The sequence below is a fragment of the Bartonella jaculi genome (assembly GCF_039543045.1).
Lineage (GTDB): Bacteria > Pseudomonadota > Alphaproteobacteria > Rhizobiales > Rhizobiaceae > Bartonella > Bartonella jaculi.
On sequence record NZ_BAABIZ010000022.1, the window covers coordinates 1 to 19,756 of the forward strand.

A 19,756-nucleotide genomic window follows, 5' to 3' on the forward strand; every position below is an offset into this window, starting at 1 on the left:
GGGGTTTTAAATACCCTTTGAAAGGTCTTTGAAGACCCTTTGAGAACTCCTTAAAAACTCTTTGAAAAAAAATAAATTGGTACAAAACCTAGTGGCAAAATATACAAAACCTGCCGACAAGCTACATTCAAAAATCCTGTTCCCAAACTCTTATTTGGGTATCCTGTACCTTAAAAAAGATATATATAATCAATAGGTTATTTGTTGGTAAGAGTTGAATGGTGGGTGATGAGGGGATCGAACCCACGACCCGCTGATTAAGAGTCAGCTGCTCTACCGACTGAGCTAATCACCCACAGCATCTTAAAAGATGAGAACGAACGATTCTATAACGCTCCCAAGGGAGTATGTCTAGATGGTTCATAGTTTTTTATATGGAAAAGAATCTATAGCTAAACTGGTTGTACAGTTAAAATATAATACACCCTCTTGATCTTATATGAAAATAGACCCATTATAAGAGCCTCTGTAAATAAATGTTTTGATTGTATGCGGAATTGTAGCTGGAGGATCGTCGAGCGTAATGCCCGAGAAAAATACAGAAGAACCTTCTTGTGGTTGTGAGCAATGGGGGAAATTGTTTTGTTTTTTAAATTTTGTCAATAATCATGTGCGTTTAAGTAGTGTTGTGTTTTTGCTTGCTTTGAATGCAATCTGTTTGTGTTCAATGTTCTTGGTCAATTACGAGAATAAAAGCTCATGAGTTTGTTTTGTCAACCGCGCACTTTTAAGATTTTAAAGACGTTTTTTAAGGGTGAACTATGATGGAATGGATCGCTGATCCTCATGCGTGGTTTGGCTTGGTTACGTTGATTTTTCTCGAAATTGTTTTAGGAATAGATAACCTTGTCTTTATTGCAATTTTAGCCGAAAAATTGCCGATGCATTTGCGGGATCGCGCACGCTTGATAGGTCTCACTTTAGCACTCATTATGCGACTTTTTCTTCTTACGATTATTGGATGGGTAATGAATCTCGATACGATGATTTTTTCATTCTCACCTTTTGTGTTTAGTTGGCATAGTCTCATTTTGATTGGTGGTGGGGCTTTTTTGCTGGCAAAAGGAACGCTCGAGTTACATGAAAGATTAGAAGGGACTTCGCATGAAAGAAAAACAGGTGTTGCTTATGTCGTTTTTTGGCAGGTGATTGTTCAAATCGTAGTGCTTGATGCTGTGTTTTCTCTAGATAGTATTATTACTGCGACAGGTATGATTGCTAAAGAGCAGGCAGCGGTTATGTATATAGCAGTCATTGCTGCTATGGGGGTGATGATGTGTGGATCTGGCGCTCTTATGCGTTTTATCAACCGTCATCCTACTATTGTAATCCTTTGTCTTGGCTTTTTGATGATGATTGGCTTTACTCTCATTGTTGAAGGGTTTGGCTTTCATATTCCTAAAGGGTATTTGTATGCCGCTATTGGTTTTTCTGTTCTCATTGAAGCTTTTAATCAAATTGGACGTCGTAATCGTGAAAAAATGATCACAACAAATGATCTACGCAGCCGAACCGCTGATGCTGTTTTAAGGCTCTTAGGAGGGGGAAACAAAGACGGTAATCTGGGTGAGACTGTAGATGTCATTGCTGAACAGGCGGCAGCTTCTGAGCTGTTTCGGCCGGAAGAAAAAGAAATGATCCGTGGTGTTCTCGATTTGGCTGATCGTCCTGTTCGCTCTATTATGTCGCCACGTAATGAGATTGAGTGGTTGGATTTAAATGGTGATGAGAATGAAATGCGTGAAGAGTTACAACAAGTTAAACATAGCCGCTTAATTCTTGCACGTGAAAAAGTGGATGAATTTGTTGGTGTTGCTTTGACAAAAGATCTCCTTTTGAATTTGGCTGAAGGAAAAAAAATCAATTGGAAAAAAGCAATGCGAGAACCACTTGTCGTTCATGAAAATACAAGTGTTTTACGATTGATGGAACAATTACGTCATTCTTCGATTCAGCTGGCAATTATTGTTGATGAACATGGATCTTTTGAAGGTATTGCAACACCAACCGATATTCTTGAAGCTATTGCAGGTGATTTTCCTGATGATGATGAAGAGCCAGTGATAGCAGAACAACTTGAAGATGGAAGTCTTCTTGTTGAAGGATATGCTGATATTCGCCGTTTAAGTGGTTATCTTGAACGTAATCTTGTTGATGAAGCAGACCGTTATACGACATTGGCAGGGTTTATGCTTTGGCGGTTTGGTCATTTGCCGAATGAGGGTGAAAGCTTTGAAGCTGATGGTTTGTGCTTTAGAGTCGTTGAAATGGATCGCCGCAATATATCTAAAATCCTTATCTCTCCGCTTGTATTGCCAGAAAAAAGCTGATCACTTTTGTAAGGAGAATAATATTCTTATCGTAGAGAGTGAAAAAGATACGGAAATCAGCTGCTCGATTGTGTTTTCATTATTTGCAGTCTTTTCAATATGAAGCGATGGAGAGGCAAAAGTTGAATTGTCAATAAATTTTTATGCTAGATAGGGCCTGTCATTGACAATCTTGGAGAAGTTTTGAGAGATAGAAAACAATGCAGAATGACTTGTAAATACCCTTTAATCTTTTGGTGGTTGTATATGCATTATTTCTGCATTTCTTAAGACAAAAATTTTGTAAAATTGTTTTGCATATTTTTTATGGTCGCGTACAGGAGTTCTTTTTATCCTTTCTTTTAACTAAAAGCTTTAAAGCTATCCCAATATTTGATGTTTAAAATCGATTGAAAGGTTATAGAAAGTGTTATTTTTCAATAAAAATTTATCTGGGAAGTTGATCAAGTGGTTGTCTAAGAGAAAATTAGAGTATCAAATATTTTCTATGTATTTTGATACAAGGGAGCTGGTATGGAGATAAAGGCGCTATAATATTCATAAACAAAGATAAATGAGCACAATGCTTGCGTTTACTCACGTACAAAGTCAAATGCAGTGCGTTTATTGTTCTTTAGGGGTGTAAAAAGAGAGGGGGGTATATTTATTCGGGTGGTGTTTTGGGGAACCGTTTCCAATATTGCTGAGCTTCAAAAATAGCTACAACAAATAATGAAATAATGAGCGGTATGATCAAGTAAAGCAATCTAAATACAATAAGTGCTGCGACAACATCGGTGGGATTTATATTGGACATACCTGTTATGAATAAAGCTTCAAGAACACCAACTCCTCCAGCTGGAGCATTGGAAAGAAGGGTTATCGTGAAAGATGCGAGAAAGACACCAAGCACAGAAATAAAATGAATATCTGTATCGTGTGGGAGCACAGCATATATAATTCCTGTTGCTCCTAAAAGCTCTAAGGGGCCGATGAGAAGCTGTTGAATAACAATTTTTAGTCGTGGATACGAAATTTGAATGTTTTTACCCAAACGTAGGGGCTTTAACTGAAGCCAGCTGCCAAAAGTATAGAGTGCTACACAGCTGAGTAAAATGGCCCCAACCGTCGTTCCAAGCCATTCAGGAAGCTCGTTATGCAGGAGAGAGATAATTTGGGGTTGCAGAATCAAAACAATCCCAAAAAGTAAGATTGTACCTATTACAAAAGTGAAAGAGCAAAAAGCTACCAATATGGCGATTTCTGTTCCACTTAATCCCTTCATTCTATAGGCGCGATAGCGTACGACTGCACCAGAAAAAACGGAAGCGCCAATATTGTGTGAAAGAGCATAAGTGGTAAACGAACATAAAGCGATAAAAATCCAAGAAATTTTATGACCTAGATGCTGCAAGGCAATTCGATCATACCCAGCAAGAGCAGCATAAGCTAAAAGAGAGCACAAACAGGCTAATAGCCAATGTTGTGCATGTAAATTGCTTAGGCGATCCACTACATCATTGAAAGAAATAGCAGAAAGCTTGGTATAAAGAATTCGGATAGATACCAGCATCGCTAAGATACCAATAAATGGCCATATGAATTGCTTTATTTTCATGCTGCTTTATCCGTTTTTTTTATTTATGTTTTTTGTAAATTTAATTCATGATTTTGCATATTCGTTACAGATCTCTGTCCAGTCATATGCTCTATAACACCATTGGCAATTTCTTCATCGTCAGTCACTACGACATCTGCACCTAAATCAATGAGATAAGTTGTTTCTATATCGGATAGTGCATGCGTGATTATCTGGATATCTTTGTTCATATCACGTATATTGACTATACATTCTCCTACTTCAATAGTACTTCGCATTGTAATAACAACTTTATAAGCGTGGCTTATATTTGCTGCGTTCATTATTTCTTGTTGAATGATATTGCCGCAAATGACCTCGAAGCCATCTGCAGCTGCTTGATCAGCGAGGCGTTTTGATTCTTCTACTATCACTATAGGTTCATCTTTGTCTACTAAAGATAATGCAATACATTTGCCGATACAACTGTAGCCAATAATTACGATATGGTTGGTTTTTAAGACCATTGGTAAAAATTCTTGGTCAGGATCTTGAGGATCAATATCAATGATTGTTTGTGTATCTTGTGAATTTGCAGGAAGGTTTTCTAGACGTTTTTTAATTTTGTTACAAGCAGTAAAAACAAGGGGATTAAGCAAAATAGAAAGAATCGCTCCTCCAAGAATTAAATCATGGGCGTCGTTGTTTAAAAGCCCCAAGCTCAAACTTAAACCTGCGAGGATAAAAGAAAATTCTCCGATTTGGGCAAGGCTTGCAGAAATGGTCAAAGCTGTTGCATTAGAATAGCGAAAAGCTTTAACGATGAAAAAGGCAACTACAGATTTTCCTAGGATAATAATGAATAACGTTGCTAGGAGGGGAAAAAAATGAGTCAATAGTTTCCCTGGGTCAAATAACATGCCCACAGAAACAAAAAAGAGAACAGAAAACGCATCTCGTAGTGGTAAGGATTCTTCTGCTGCACGATGGCTTAATTCTGATTCACTCATGACCATGCCTGCGAAAAAGGCACCAAGAGAAAGAGAAACACCAAATAAATGGGCTGCTCCGAAAGCTACTCCTAATGCAATAGCAAAGACGCTTAGACGAAATAATTCACGTGATCCCGATTGTGCACTCATCTTTAGTAACCATGGGATAACACGCCGCCCAATGATGAGCATAAGTGCAATAAATATAATAACTTTTAGGATGGTAAGACCAAAAATTCCCCAAATGCTTAAGTCCAACCATTGAATAAGAGGGTCAAGCGCTTCCTTTTTTGTATTGCTAAGGATGTTTGCTAGTGATGGTATAAGGACAAGAATAAGAACCATTGCTAGATCTTCAATAATCAACCATCCAACAGCAATGCGTCCTTTTTCTGTTTCAATAAGATGGCGTTCTTGTAAAGCGCGCAGCAGGATAACAGTACTTGCTATTGATAAAGCTAAACCAAAGACTAAGCTACTGGTAAATCCCCATCCCATAATCAGCCCGAGGCACAAACCTAGAAAAGTAGAAAATGCCATTTGTGCAATGGCTGCAGGGATAACAATAGCTTTGACTGATAAGAGATCTTTTAATGAAAAATGTAGCCCAACACCAAACATCAGCAAAATAACACCAATCTCAGCGAGTTGATTGATAATGGTAGAATCTATTCTAAAACCGCCTGTGTTTGGTCCCACAATAACACCAGCTAACAAGTATCCTACGAGTGGTGAGATACGCAAACGGCTGGCAATCATTCCCAAAAGAAGTGCTAAGCATAAACCCGCGACGATAGTTGTGATAAGTGGTGTGTCATGGAGCATAATAGTTACTTTTCGAAGAAAAATGCATTAATTGAAACGACTATATTTTTTTATGAGAAGAGGGGGGGGCTGGTACGTCATATGAACTAACATGGCATTTTCAGTTTAGGTTAGTGTTTGTACGATTATTTCGTCCACGCCACCAATTCCCTAGCAGGAGTAAAATAGGGGCGGCGATAAAGATCGAAGATGATGTTGCAACAATAATTCCAAAGACCATAGGAAGTGCAAAATTATGGACAGCACTTCCGCCCCAAATTGCCATAGGGAGCATAGCGAGAACCGTGGTAGCTGATGTAAAGAGACAGCGTATAAGAACTTGATTAATTGAGAAATCAATCAGTTCACGCAGTGGCATTTTTTTATAAAGGCGCATATTTTCGCGCATTCGATCATAGACCACGACCTTATCGTTGATGGAATAACCAACAATCGTTAAAAGAGCCGCGATAGCAGTCAAATTGAAATCAAATTGAAATAAAGCAAAAAAACCAATCATTTTTGTGGTATCTAGAATGAGGGTTACAATTGCTCCAACTGCAAAGAACCATTCAAAGCGTAGCCATATATAGAGGGACATGGCAATTGCCGCGAGAATAACAGCAGTAAAAGCAGCTGTAGCAAGTTCACCTGAAATTTTGGGGCCAACAACTTCTATTTGATCGAAATTGGCGTCTGGATAGATATTTTGCACTGCTTTTTTGACCTTATCAAGGGTAGTGGTTTGTTGTGTTTCGCCGCCACTTTGTTTTTGAATGCGGATCAACACGGTGTTGGCATTATCCATATTTTGTAACGTAACTTCACCGATGTTAAGGGTAGAAAGCTTCGAACGCAAAGTTGCCAAGTTTGTTGGTTCTTTTGTGGTAATACTCATTTGGCTGCCGCCAATGAAATCAATGCCGAAGTTCAAGCCAGGTTTAAAAAATAGAAAAACTGAAGCAAGTGATAAAACAATTGAAACGCCAATGCCAATAAAGCGTGCTTTCATGAAACGGAAAGTTGTATTTTGTGGGATAAGCTTGAAGACAGAGTGAATATGTAGTGTTTTAATTTTCCATTTACGGACAACCCAAATCATCATGATGCGCACAATGGTGATATTGGTGAACATGGAGATGATAATACCGAGCAACATTGTTACAGCAAAACCGCGAACAGGACCAGTGCCAAACCAAAACAGTAAAATAGTTGCAATAATTGCGGTAACATTGGCATCAACAATGGTTGCGAAAGCGTGTTTGAAGCCACGATCCAGAGCAGCAAAGGCGCTGATACCTTTTCGGCTTTCTTCACGGATACGTTCATTAATCAGAATATTGGCATCAACGGCGATACCGATACCTAAAATAATACCAGCAATACCGGGGAGTGTGAGTGTCGCCCCCAGAAGACTTAGCGCTGCCAATGTTAAAATAGTGTGGAGTGCTAGCGCTATATTCGCAATGATACCCCAAATCCCATAGAGAAGAAAAATAAAAACTGTAACAAGGACAAAGCCAATAATGCCTGTGTAAAGGCCCATTTGTATGGCGTCTGCACCAAGGTTTGGCCCCACAGTTCTTTCTTCAATCACTGTTAGCGGCGCGGGCAAAGAACCAGCGCGGAGCAGAGCAGCCAGAGTTGATGCTTCTTTGGGATCAAAATTTCCTGTAATTTGACCTTGCCCATTGGGAATGACACTATTGATGGTAGGAGCAGTCAACACTTTGTTATCAAGAACAATTGCAAAAGGACGGTTAATATTTTGCCGTGTTATGTCTGCAAATATTTTTGAGCCAGTGGAGTTCATGGTGAATGAAATAATAGAACGTCCTGGCATTTGCGGATCAAAACCTGCACGGGCGTCTTTCAATACATTTCCGTCTAAGGCAATTTGGTCATAAATTGCATAGCGTTGTGTTTCATCAGTATATCCAGGGAGAATTGAAACACCTACGGGCAGGTTATTTATATCCACATTGGAGGGCACAAGATGAAAGGTCATCTTAGCGGTTGTTCCTAACAGATCGCGCAGTTGCTTTGGGTCTTGTAGACCAGGCAATTGAACCATAATACGATCAGTTCCTACCTTTTGGATGGCTGGTTCAGTAACACCAACCTGATCTATACGGCGACGAATGATTTCTAAGCTTTGTTCAATAGCATTGCTGATACGATCCTTCATTCCAGCTTCAGTCAATACCACACGGATCGTTTTATCTTGAGCGTTGATAGTGATGTCACTGGCTGTCGTGCCAAAGCTACTATGTATGGGAGTAATTAATGTTTTCAAAGCAGAAACAGCTTTTTCACTTTGTGTTGGATCAGAAATAATGGCAATTACGCTATCCTCGAGAACACGAATGCTCGACGTACGGATTTGCTTTTCACGTAGTATGTTACGCACATTGCCTAAAACCATGTGTAGTTGATCACGTTTGAGTGTTTTAGCATCGACTTCGAGCAGGAGGGAAGAGCCTCCTTGGAGGTCAAGCCCAAGTGTTACTCGGGTGTCAGTTAAGAACTTTGAGTTTTTAACCTGTTCTTGCGAGAATAAATTGGGCAAAGCAACGTAAATGCTGCTTAAAAGGATAAAACAATAAAGAGTAGTCAACCAACTGGGTGTGCGCATGATATATTCCGCTAATAGGCAATCTAATGGTTATTAAAGTGAAAACGCAGGAGTAAGATAGAATGATGGTTTTATAGTTCAAGCAAGAGGAGGAGCACGTTTGTTTGCAAAACATTGTGTTTGAAGATTATCAAGTCGTGTGCAAATAGCTATGGCAGCTATTAAAAATACATTCAATGTTAGAATGCTTTGAAGAGCACTGAAAGGTAAAACATAAGGGGACACTGTTGTTACATTCTTGGTGTTTGGTTGTGCAAGCAAAAGAGCATTCACTCCAAAGTTCCTCGTTAACGATATGCCAAAGCTGGACAGCAGAAGCAAACTCGTAAAAGGGAAAAAATTTTCTTTTTTGCAAGAAAGGTGCAAAAAAAACATACTAGAATGCCCTCTTTGTCTTATTTGATGTCAAATTACTGTATTCTATTTCTCTTATCAGTATTATAGAGTAAGGGGAAGCTTTTATAAAATTATTCTACAAAAGTTGAAAATATTTGTCTCATGTCATATTTTTAGAAGGGGGAATAGAATTCTCTTTATACATCTAAGGCAGATATGTATTCATTTTTTAGAAAAAAATTACGCATTCTTTTCTTCTTTCTTGGGATTATTGTTGTTTATAGCTCTTGTGCATGGGGGGATCTTACCGCACAAAATGAGCTCATTGGACAATCGATAACTACACGTTCAATTGATAGAATTCTTCAACAACAACAGTCAGTTATTAAGATTCTTGAACAAGATACAGAAGCTTTAGAAAAAGACTTTGAAAGCGAATCAGAAGATGAAAGTTCTTTGGCAGAGTTGCGGCTGCGGGCGCGAAATGTCAGTAAACGCGCTATGGATGCAGCATTCGTTTTGCGTGCTCCTCTTAATGATATTAATGCACTTCTTGATCAGTTGACAGAGCTCCAAGATGATCAAAAAAACTTGAAGAGTCAAAATAAAGAGCGCTCTCATCTGATAGAGAAAAGAGCTCAGATTAATTCTATAGTGCTTCGGTTTGAAGAAATCTTTTTGGCTACAAATAGAATAGCCGAACTTGCTCTTTCTCAGTCTCGAGAACTTTTTAAACGCAAGCTTACCTACAGGTTCGATTTTTCAATACCACTGGTCAAACATGTTGCTAAAAAAACTAAAGAAGCTTCATCTGATTTTATTTTGCTGCTCAATGCTTGGTGGGAATTTGTATTTCATTTCAAATTCTTACAGCTATTTCTTTCCTTTTTGATTCCACTTCTTGTTGCTTCGGGGCTTTCTCATTTTTCTCATAAAGCTCTTACACATATGCACTCTCATGTTACTAGGTACAATGAGGAAGTATCTTATTTGCAGCGTTTATTAATTGCTTTTATTTCAATTCTCCTTCCTTCGCTTGTATGTGTTGTTTGCGTTTATCTTGTGTTTTTTTTGTTTGACAATTTTGATTTGAATCCAGGAAAACTTACAACAGTATTTCATACGATTGGATACCAAATTAGCTTTGTGTTTTTGATAAATCGTTTGGCAGTTGTCCTATTGTCATCCAATATGCCCCATTTACGCCTTCTCAATATTGCGTCATCGTCGGCATATCAATTGGTAATTTTGCTGACATTTTTAGGCGGTGTTTTGGCATTTGATGCAGTTCTTGATAGTATTTATCAAGTAGTTGTAGCCTCTCTTTCCTTAACAATTGCAAAAAGCTTTGTTGCTGTTTTTCTCGTAGCAATGCTGCTTTTTATAATCTCCTCTGTGCCTTTGCGTTTCAGGCGGAGACGTTCTCAAGATGAAGAAAGAGAGCCGTTATTTTGGCCGTTTTATATACGCATTCCCCTTATTTTATTGGGGGTATCGCTTATTGTAATGGATTTTGGGGGGTATATTGGTTTGGCGCGTTTTATTATGCAGCAAATTGTGATCGGGGGTGCATTTTTGGTTCTCATGTATTTGGGGATACAAAGTGCGCAAGCACTTGGAACTAAAGGCCAATTTATGAAAACGAGCGTTGGTCGTATTTTAATGCGATGGCTACATTTGGAAGAGAAAACAATGAATCAATTGGGGATTGTTATCAGTGTTGTTCTCAATTTGATTGTTGTCGTGTTTTGTATAATGCCAATTATTGTACAGTTCGGCTTTTCGTATTCTTACTTGAAAGCCGTATTGTGGCAGTTGATTACTGGGTTTCAAATTGGAAATGTATCTATTTCTTTGATTTCTATTGGAACAGGAATCATTGTTTTCTTTGTCTGTTTATTCCTTATCCGCAGATTTATCAGTTGGTTAGATGGTACAGTATTAGCACATGGGGAATTTGATTCTGGTGTACGTAATTCTATTAAAACGGTTATAAGTTATGGTGGTGTTGTGGTATCTGCCTTGGTAGGATTATCAATGGCGGGTTTGGATCTTAGAAATTTTGCACTTATTGCTGGTGGACTTTCGCTTGGTATAGGTTTTGGTTTGCAAAATATCGTTCAAAATTTTGTTTCTGGGCTTATTATTTTGGTTGGGAGACCGTTTAAATTAGGTGATTACGTAGAATCTGGATCGGTAGGTGGTATTGTTAAACGTATCAATGTGCGTGCAACCGAACTTGAAACATTTCAGCGCAAGACGATTATTATCCCTAATTCAAGCCTCATTAACAATAATGTAAGTAATTGGACTCGACATAACAAAATAGGTCGAGTTGATATCCCTGTTACTGTTTCCCCCAATATTGAGCCAGAACGTGTTGTTGAAATTTTGCTTGAAGTTGCTTCTGCGACAGAGGGAGTTTTAAAAAATCCTGCGCCACAGGTGAGTTTTACTGCATTCGATAGTAAAAAATTCTCATTTAATTTGGCTATCTACGTGCCTAATATTACTTCATCTTCTAAGATGATAAATGCTCTTCGCTTTATATTATATAAACGTTTTGTTAAGGAAGGAATTTTGGAATGATAAAATATGTTTATGTTTTCATTGCGGTTACGCTGTTGGATGTAACCACAACAGCTTTTGCAGCAACTGTGAAGAATACTGATTTAAAAGTACAATCGATCACTATCGTTGAAGGGAGCAGTCCTTCAAATATCTCATTGAAGGCTGATCAAACAGCTACAGTTTGTATGAAGGGGTGTTTTATCACTTTTCCTAATAAAGACCATTTTATGGTACAAGCAGAAGATAATATAGAAATCAATGAGGGTAGAGCAATTTTTAAATAAAATGCTTTAAGATCTTTTGTTATGAGGTAAGACTTACAAAAATAATGATAGCATTTTTGTGTTCTTTAATAATATCACGATTAAGAGTAGCAGATAAAAAGGTCTGATTTTGATATGAAATTTAGCATTGGGGGAGTAAGATAGGTGAGGCTTTTTAGTATGTGCCGTATCTGATATTTATGTTATTCTGTGTAATAATTATTAAAAATTTCTTATTGTATAAGGAATTACATTGTTTTTTATATTATTTATTTCTATAAAATATTTATAATAATATTTGATGAATAGCGATATTTCTAAAATATTCTGTATTATTTCAGATGATTTCTTATGCAAATAGACCATTGAATGATCCAATTTTAGGATTTTTGTGCGATAGTTTAAATGAGCAGAATATCATAGTTTTATTCTTTTCAAATAAAGTATAGTAGATGTCTTTGATAAATTTGTATATTTTCAAGTATTTATTGCATCTTAAAAGTAATTAAAATTTATTTACTAATATTAAAATTTGATGTAATGATAATTTTAAGTGTAACTATAAAGGAGTACATATAATTTTGCGGCATAAGATTTTATAACACTTTGTTTTTCTAATGTGATTTTTGATTATGTTTGAATTTAGCAATGGGGTATAATTTTATGAATACAAAATTTATAACAGCATCCGTTTTTGCTTTTGCTTCATCTTCTGTGGTACAGGCAGCAGATGTGGTGGTTCCTGAACAGCCAACACATGTTGCTTCATCAGTTGTTGTTTCTTCACCTTTTTCGTGGGCAGGTTTTTATTTTGGAGGCCAAGTTGGTAGTTTATCGAGTAAAACTTCTGCAATGGTGCCTGATGTTGATATTTCTCTCTATCCTTATGAGGAGAGTAGAAATAAGAAATGGATACCGGTTGATAAAAAGTATATGCCTGAACTTTCTGGGGTTATAGGTGGTTTTTATGCTGGTGTTAATTTTGATCTCGGTAATAATTTTATTTTAGGATTTGATACAGATATACTTTTAGCTGACAAAAAGGATACAAAGACTTTCAGCCGGACTGTAGAAGCTGGTACTGAAGGATCTGGTACTGAAGGATCTGGTACTGAAAAAAGTGAAATCCGAGTTCGTGGAATTTCTCGGTCGGCTTTAAGGAGTAAAGAAGAGACAGAGAAAAGTAGTAGTCATAAGTTCACTCTTATTCATAGTTTGAAACAAAAACGGACTGGTGCCACACGGGTGCGTGTTGGTTTTTCTACGGGTCGTGTGATGCCTTATGTCGCTGGGGGGGTTACATATGGGCAGTTTCAAGATTTTTTATCAGTGTCAATTACGGGAGATAAGCCTTTTAATGCGATATCAGATACGACAGAAACGATGATTGGTTATACTCTCGGTGGTGGTGTTGACTTTGCAATAACAGATAAGGTTATTGCGCGTGCGGAATATCGTTATTCGGATTTTGGTAAAAAGAAATTCAAGGACGAGATTGAAATTAACTATAAGACAAATGAGTTTCGTGCTGGAATAGCTTACAAATTCTAATTTTTGTAAGAGTAAAGTTGCTGAAGAGGTCCTATCTTTGATAGGGCCTTTATTTTTTGTTTAGCGGACTGTAAAATGCTCTTTTTTATTGTGAAGAGAAAGCCGTTTATATTGAATAATGCGATCTTTCGTCTTAAGCGTGGTTGGAGTTAAAGCATAAAAAGTACCTTTATCAGTTTTTTGATAGGTCTATGTTTGTTTTCTCTAAATGATAAACTCCAGCAGGCAAATGCTCAAATTAAACACGCAGTTTTCAAGCAAATTATAATGTAAATTATCTTCTGTTGTATTCAATAGGCGAGCTATTTCGTTGTAAAGCCAATCCAGCATACGCGAAGAAAGAGACGCAAAATTGCTATTTTAGAATGAAAACTTTTGGAATCACTCGCACTGCAAAATGCGAGCTTAAAGAAGCTATGATTCGCAATCAGAATAGCCCTTATGATGCTGTCTGATAGCAGTAAATATTTATGGAAGGTGGTTCGTTTTTTTAAAACCATAAGGTAAAATCCACATACTGTGGTGCGGACGGCGGGACTTGAACCCGCAAGGTCTTCGACCGGCAGATTTTAAGTCTGCTATGTTTACCGTTTTCATCACGTCCGCGATAAGAGCTTTCTCATAAGCTATATTTTTTACTGAATCAAGAATTAATGATAAGAAGGTCACTTTTCATTTTTGATAAATTTTTGGCTGACAATAGTTACCTTTGCGGTTAGAAGAAATCCATACGATATTAACAAAGCATGAAATGACGGTGTTATGAGTAACTTTATCCAAGATGTAAGCAAGGCTACAACGGCTTTGCATAATGTGTTTGCTGAAACACCACTTCAAAGAAATGATTTTCTGAGTCAAAAATATGATGCAGAAATTTATTTGAAACGTGAAGATTTAACACCAGTACGCTCATATAAGATTCGTGGTGCTTTTAATTTTGTTTCAGAAATGCTTGGTAAGATATCTCAAAATGCTGCATTCGTTTGCGCGTCAGCGGGTAATCATGCGCAAGGTGTTTCTTTCGTTTGTCGCTATTTTAAGCGCAAAGGCGTGATTTTTATGCCTGTGACAACTCCACAACAAAAAATTGATAAGACACGTATTTTTGGTAAAGAGTTTATTGATATCCGTTTAATTGGTGATACGTTTGATCAATGTTATGCAGCTGCACAATCTTTCGCTGCTGAGAGTGGTGGTGTGATGGCACCACCTTTTGACGATGCTCGCATTATTACTGGGCAGGCGACAGTTTTATGCGAGGCTGTTTTGCAATGGAAAAGACTCAATGGGGAAAGTGAACCAGATTTGATCATTGTGCCCGTAGGCGGAGGTGGTTTGGCCAGCGGTGTGAGCAAGTTTTTACATGAATATGGTTGGAAAACGGAACTTCGTTTTGTTGAGCCACAAGGAGCAGCAAGCTTGCTTGCTTGTTTGAAGAGTGGAAAGCACGTCAAACTTGAAAATATTGATACCTTTGTAGATGGTGCTGCTGTGGCTGAAATCGGTGCACTAAATTACACGATGCTGAAGCAATTTTCACCAGATTCTGTTATTACAGTTCCTGAAAATCGTGTTTGTTCTACAATGGTTGAAATGCTCAATGTGGAAGGTGTGGTTCTTGAACCGGCTGGCGCTTTATCGATTGACGCTCTTAATAGTATTCCATCTCAGGCGTTGAAAGGCAAAAAAATTCTTCTGGTTATTTCTGGTGGTAATTTTGATTTTGAGCGTTTGCCAGATATTAAAGAGCGTTCTCTGCGTTTTCAGGGATTGAGAAAATATTTTATTTTTAGTTTTCCACAACATCCTGGTGCATTACGTAGTTTTCTTGCTCAACTCTCTCCAGAGGATGATATTGTGCGCTTTGAATATTTTAAAAAATCATCCAGAAGCTTTGGTTCTGTTTTGATTGCAATTGAAACAAAAAAGTACAATAATTTTCGTCTATTAGAGGAAAATTTTCAAGCATTAGGTTGGCGCTATCGTGATATTACTGACGATCAAACATTATTTGATTTTGTCATCTGAGAAGCTAAAATTTTTTTGAAACAAAAGCTATAAATAATGAAGTCTGTTTTTTATTTTATACTCGGTTTATTTTTGTTTTTTTATGCAGGTAAACAAAGTTTAGCATCTGAGCTAACGACAGCAGAAAAAGCTGAACTTTCGAATCTTATTGTTGATGTTAATAATGCTGTGAAAAATAGAAATTTTGTGCCCCTTTCTGCTTATATGCCCAGCCGGCTTTATAAAGAAATAGCGCACCGACTGAATACGACAGAGAATAATTTACGTGACAGTTTTCTTAAACAGTTGCGTGTTCAATTTGAGAATTTACCTACAGGCGCTTACCGTTTAGATGAAACGAACATAGACTATCTGCAAACTGATAAAGGTACTTTTTATGCTTTGATTCCAACGCTGCTTGAGATGCATGATCGTATCATTCAGTATAAAACTTTGGCAATTTTTGATAAAACACAGTGGTATTTAATTTATGGTGGTCAGAAAACTGTACAAAATCCGGTCTTTCTTGAGATTTATCCTGATTTTAATGAGGTGCATTTACCAAAGGAAATAATCATCAAGAAATAAGTGATTAGATTACTGTTTTTTTGTCCATTATAAATAGATTCCATAAAGTACTTGATTTTTTGTTGTAATCGAACGATAGTACAGGAAAAGGTGTTCGGGCTGGTTAATTAGCTCTTTATAGAATGAAATTTATGCACCTTTCTCCTTGATTTTAAGGTATTCATTGGGTGCGCAAATCGCTCTTTCAAGCGTTGCTTCATAAATTTGTAATATCAAGATCTCTCTTGCGCGGATTCTTGAACAACACGGTTCAGTTTAATGCTTGTTTATAGCGATTGGACTGAGGAAAGATTTTATTTTGAATGTAAATAGAGAGAACGTTTTCACAGAATTGGGGTTGCCTGCTCTTTTGGTTAAAAACTTACTCATTGCTGGTATGAATAAACCTAAACCTATTCAAGAACAAGCTATTCCAATGATGCTGAAAGGGCATGATATTTTAGGTATTGCACAAACAGGCTCTGGAAAAACTTTGGCATTTGGTTTACCCGTTCTAAGTCAAGTTTTGGCTTTAGGCGATAAACGTTGTCCTAAAACTGCGCGCGCTTTGATTTTGGCTCCTACGCGTGAACTTGCTGTTCAGATTGATGAAACAATTCGTACTGCGGCAAAAGGAACGCATCTTTCTACGTGTCTCATTTTGGGCGGGGTATCACGTTTTAAACAAATTAAACGCATGGAAACAGGTGTAGATATTTTAATAGCAACGCCAGGACGTTTAATGGATCTTGTTCGTGCAAAATGTATTGATCTTTCTCAATCTCGTTTTTTGATTCTTGATGAAGCAGATCGCATGTTAGATATGGGCTTTATTAATGATGTTCGGCAAATTGCAAAACTTTTGCATCAAGAGCGTCAGACAGCACTATTTTCTGCGACAATGCCGAAAGAAATTACCGCGCTTGCAAAGTGTCTACTCAATGATCCTGTGAGAATAGAAGTGGCTCCTCAAGGGACTACTGCTGCGGAAATTACTCAAAAATTATATTGCGTTCCTACGCGTGAAAAAAAGAATGTTTTAGCGCAACTTTTGACAAATCCGGCTTTTACTTTGGTTATTGTTTTTACCCGAACTAAACATGGTGCTGATGCTGTTACACGTAGTTTAGCAAAGATAGGCTATTCTGTTGCGACAATTCATGGAAATAAATCACACAGTGCGCGGCAGCATGCATTGAAAGCTTTTCGTGAAAGATCCGTAAGAATTCTTGTCGCAACAGATATTGCAGCGCGCGGTATTGATGTATCAGGAATAAGCCACGTTATTAATTATGATTTACCAGATGAAGCTGAAAGTTATGTGCATCGCATTGGTCGCACAGGACGCAATGGTGCGTCTGGTGATGCACTCACACTTTTTGATGAAGGCGTAGAACAGGCACGGTTACGTGCTGTAGAACGCTTGATTTGTATGAAGTTAGTGCGTGAAGTTATTCCAGAACAGTTTGCAGCATTTCCAGAAAAGCCGATTGTGCCAGAAAGTAGAGACAAAGAAAGCGGTAAGAAATTTCATTTTAGAAAATCTAAACCTCAGAAACGTTTTGGGGGGCGCAAAGATAAAGATAATAATGCTGCACAGTCACAGGGGAGAAACTCTTCATCTTCAAATGAAAAACAAGAAAAAGCAAAAGTAGTGGCAAAGCGTACAAAGTCTTTTCGTTTCCGCAAGACAGTGAAGAAAGCTGCTTGAGTAAAATATTTAGGCGAGATTATGAGCTTAGAATATTTTTCTCTTTCTGGTTTTTTCTTAGTTTGAACGAGAGCAAGAAAAACAAAAAACAATGCTCTTGCCAGATAGGGGGAAGAGTATTGCGGATGTCTGTTTGCGTAATCTCTGAAACGAGGAAATGGTCCAATTTGGAGAAAATATGAATCCGTAAAGGTAAAAACTAGTATCCATCTTTTTTTTTAATTTTGTTTTATGGCGTTCCAAAGCATCCACAGCAATATCTTTTAAGTAGTGGTGATTGCGGTAGTGCCTCATGCTTTTGTTTTTCTCGTTTTTTAATGGATTACGCTCCTCGTACGAAACAGAACGCCATTTTGTTGCACATTCACATGCTTGTTTTAAAGAAACATCTCTCAATGTCCACAAGCCCGCTTGTGATGTCAATGGGATGGTTTTGTTTGCTTCATTATAAGAGGGGGTGAAATGAGAGAATTTTACGGTATTGGGGGATCTCATTCAACATACAAAATAATGAACTGTCTTTACAAATCAATCTATTATTAAAATAATAGAGAGAGGTTTTCAAAGATTTCAATTTTTTAGAAGTAGAAACGCTTTGGATATCTGGTATGGTTAAAAAACACCTCGAAAAGAAGTCCTAATTCGTAATGCATTGTAGATAAAAATCTGAAAATTACTGCTAGGAATTAATATGTCTGTTAATTCTTCATAGATTTTAAATACTAACACCGTTTGGTAAAATCTTATGTAAACTTCGCATTGATCACTCCGAACGTCTTTTAGATATGGCTAAAATTAGATATATCTGTAGCATTTTTATCTTTTGTAGAGATTGGCAAAAAGCCCATACCCGTTGGAATGGCAGAAGAGATCATCGAATTATACAATTTAGATCAAGAAACAATGGCACTGTTGAGAAGAAAAGAAAATCCCTGCCGTGTGAAATAGTTGGCAGGTTTATTAGGATTTCAAATAGCCTTTCACAACCAACTTAATATTATTCAAAGAATTATGAGAAAGAATTTATAAAGATTATTATACGGTTACAGAGAGAGATTTAAAAATCCTATTCTCTAACTTTTATCAACTGTAGTTTGACACTAGGTTTTGTACTAAGTGGGAAGAGGTGGGATTAGCGAGGAATAGGTGGTAATTTATTGTTTTTATGTATAAAATTTAGTATTAAATGCGTGTTTTGTCAAAATAGATTTTGACACCTAAAATTGTAAAAAAGAGCTAAAAAGAGCGAAAATTGGAATTTGAGCGTAAAAATGAGAGAAGGCTTTGAAAGGTCTTTGAAAACCCTTTGAAGATTTTTAAAAAGTCTGTGAAAGCCCAGAAAACCGCCTTTGAAGACCCTGTGAAAAAAATTCGGTAAATTGTGAAGTTCACTCCAAAATCAGCCAAAAATAACCAAAAAAGCAAAAAAGATTTTCACCTATTGGTGATTATCTATTTTTAGAGGCAATATATTATTATAAATCAAATGGTTGTGTAATTTTTCTAATGTAAAAAGATTTTCATATCGATTTTTCATTTTAGAGAGGCATTAAGCCGTATTTTGTGTAGTTTCTAGATGTACTCTTTCAGCCTCGATTTGACGCTTTAAATGCAATTTTAGAAGAGGCAAGGTAAGCTCGACTTCTTCCGTGTCGTTGATGTCTTGAACAAGCTCTTGCAGTTTTTTATAAAGTTCCGCCGCGAGTTCCGCTATATCTTCAGGGGGGAGTTTTATATTTGCATCGCGATAGGTTGTATAAGCTATGCGACCAAGCTTTTTCATGAGACCAGCAGGGATAGTAGGCATTTTAAAACCTACAGCTTTCGCTTTTGCCATGTCACTAAACATTTCGCCTTCTCCAGTGACGAGCCAGTCTAAGGATATTCCACAGCGATCTTTATATATTCGCATTATAGATGCAGGGGGTTCTTGCAAACCCGTTTCATAATTGCGCATAGTCGTTTCGGGGATTTCAAAATGTTTAGCAAATTGTTTGCGCTCCGTAAAACCAAGGGTGTGCCGTATTTCACGCAATCGTTTTGCCAGTTCTGTTGCAGGTTCTTTTTCAGGTCGTGCCAAAAAAATCACTCCAAATCCATTTTCGGTATTTACAAAAGCCGAATTTGGCATTATACCTTTAATTACCGCCCGCTATAGAGGGCAGATATTTTACAATTAACCCCACAAAAAACGGATGTGGGAGCATCCGTTTGAAGCAGGAGCGAAAGTTTATGACAATCACACAAACATGCATTCAAGTATGGGATCGCCATAGTATTTTAGCCGAGCTACGCCGCCGGAACATGACCTTGGCGGAGCTCGCGAAAGCTTATCAACTCTCGTCATCCAGTGTTCAACACATTTGGACACGGTCTAACGAGAAAGCCGAACGCGCCATTGCCGATTTTATCGGTTTGCCCGTCGAGCAGG

The 19,756-nt window shown here is 37.5% G+C and carries 13 protein-coding genes, 2 tRNA genes and 1 pseudogene; 9 read left to right on the plus strand and 7 right to left on the minus strand.

The window, feature by feature from the left end; genetic code table 11:
• Positions 1–219: 219 nt before the first annotated feature.
• Positions 220–295 (minus strand) — tRNA-Lys (locus ABD915_RS07150).
• Between the two features lie 466 nt (positions 296–761).
• Here ABD915_RS07150 and ABD915_RS07155 point away from each other — a divergent pair.
• Positions 762–2,330, plus strand: coding sequence for a TerC family protein (locus tag ABD915_RS07155; RefSeq protein ID WP_345116929.1), 1,569 nt, complete (start codon positions 762–764; stop codon positions 2,328–2,330).
• A gap of 643 nt (positions 2,331–2,973) precedes the next feature.
• Here the strand turns inward: ABD915_RS07155 and ABD915_RS07160 are convergent.
• The 4 genes from ABD915_RS07160 to ABD915_RS07175 form a co-directional block, all read right to left on the minus strand.
• Positions 2,974–3,927 carry a lysylphosphatidylglycerol synthase transmembrane domain-containing protein gene (locus tag ABD915_RS07160; RefSeq protein ID WP_345116931.1) on the minus strand — a complete coding sequence of 318 codons (954 nt, stop codon included), beginning with the start codon at positions 3,925–3,927 and terminating at the stop codon, positions 2,974–2,976.
• A 23-nt stretch (positions 3,928–3,950) separates the two neighbouring features.
• Positions 3,951–5,705 carry a cation:proton antiporter domain-containing protein gene (locus ABD915_RS07165; RefSeq protein WP_345116933.1) on the minus strand — a complete coding sequence of 585 codons (1,755 nt, stop codon included), beginning with the start codon at positions 5,703–5,705 and terminating at the stop codon, positions 3,951–3,953.
• 100 nt (positions 5,706–5,805) lie between these two features.
• Positions 5,806–8,319, minus strand: a complete 2,514-nt coding sequence (gene secD / locus ABD915_RS07170) for a protein translocase subunit SecD (RefSeq protein WP_345116935.1) — start codon at positions 8,317–8,319, stop codon at positions 5,806–5,808.
• Between the two features lie 78 nt (positions 8,320–8,397).
• On the minus strand, positions 8,398–8,592 hold the full coding sequence (locus tag ABD915_RS07175) for a hypothetical protein (protein ID WP_345116937.1): 195 nt from the start codon (positions 8,590–8,592) through the stop codon (positions 8,398–8,400).
• A 279-nt stretch (positions 8,593–8,871) separates the two neighbouring features.
• On the opposite strand from ABD915_RS07175, the gene ABD915_RS07180 reads away from it, so the two are divergent.
• From ABD915_RS07180 to ABD915_RS07190, 3 genes are all read left to right on the plus strand, one after another.
• On the plus strand, positions 8,872–11,244 hold the full coding sequence (locus ABD915_RS07180) for a mechanosensitive ion channel family protein (protein WP_345116939.1): 2,373 nt from the start codon (positions 8,872–8,874) through the stop codon (positions 11,242–11,244).
• Entirely contained in the window at positions 11,241–11,510 is a 270-nt protein-coding gene (locus ABD915_RS07185) for a hypothetical protein (protein ID WP_345116941.1), read from the plus strand. The genes ABD915_RS07180 and ABD915_RS07185 overlap by 4 nt, the downstream gene beginning before the upstream one ends.
• Positions 11,511–12,152: 642 nt before the next feature.
• Positions 12,153–13,040 carry an outer membrane protein gene (locus tag ABD915_RS07190; RefSeq protein ID WP_345116943.1) on the plus strand — a complete coding sequence of 296 codons (888 nt, stop codon included), beginning with the start codon at positions 12,153–12,155 and terminating at the stop codon, positions 13,038–13,040.
• A 520-nt stretch (positions 13,041–13,560) separates the two neighbouring features.
• Here the strand turns inward: ABD915_RS07190 and ABD915_RS07195 are convergent.
• Positions 13,561–13,646 (minus strand) — tRNA-Leu (locus ABD915_RS07195).
• 156 nt (positions 13,647–13,802) lie between these two features.
• Here ABD915_RS07195 and ilvA point away from each other — a divergent pair.
• From ilvA to ABD915_RS07215, 4 genes and pseudogenes are all read left to right on the plus strand, one after another.
• Positions 13,803–15,068, plus strand: a complete 1,266-nt coding sequence (gene ilvA, locus ABD915_RS07200) for a threonine ammonia-lyase IlvA (RefSeq protein WP_345116945.1) — start codon at positions 13,803–13,805, stop codon at positions 15,066–15,068.
• A gap of 36 nt (positions 15,069–15,104) precedes the next feature.
• On the plus strand, positions 15,105–15,635 hold the full coding sequence (locus ABD915_RS07205; protein WP_345116947.1) for a hypothetical protein: 531 nt from the start codon (positions 15,105–15,107) through the stop codon (positions 15,633–15,635).
• 268 nt (positions 15,636–15,903) lie between these two features.
• A complete protein-coding gene (locus tag ABD915_RS07210; protein WP_425548198.1) occupies positions 15,904–17,325 on the plus strand; it encodes a DEAD/DEAH box helicase in 1,422 nt (473 codons plus the stop codon).
• Positions 17,326–18,044: 719 nt separating this feature from the next.
• Positions 18,045–18,264, plus strand: a pseudogene (locus ABD915_RS07215) (XRE family transcriptional regulator); the annotation flags it as partial.
• Between the two features lie 610 nt (positions 18,265–18,874).
• Here the strand turns inward: ABD915_RS07215 and ABD915_RS07220 are convergent.
• A complete protein-coding gene (locus ABD915_RS07220; RefSeq protein WP_345116950.1) occupies positions 18,875–19,405 on the minus strand; it encodes a helix-turn-helix domain-containing protein in 531 nt (176 codons plus the stop codon).
• A gap of 152 nt (positions 19,406–19,557) precedes the next feature.
• Here ABD915_RS07220 and ABD915_RS07225 point away from each other — a divergent pair.
• Positions 19,558–19,756, plus strand: a 199-nt coding sequence (locus tag ABD915_RS07225; protein ID WP_345116952.1) for a helix-turn-helix domain-containing protein, incomplete at its 3' end; no start/stop codon positions are given.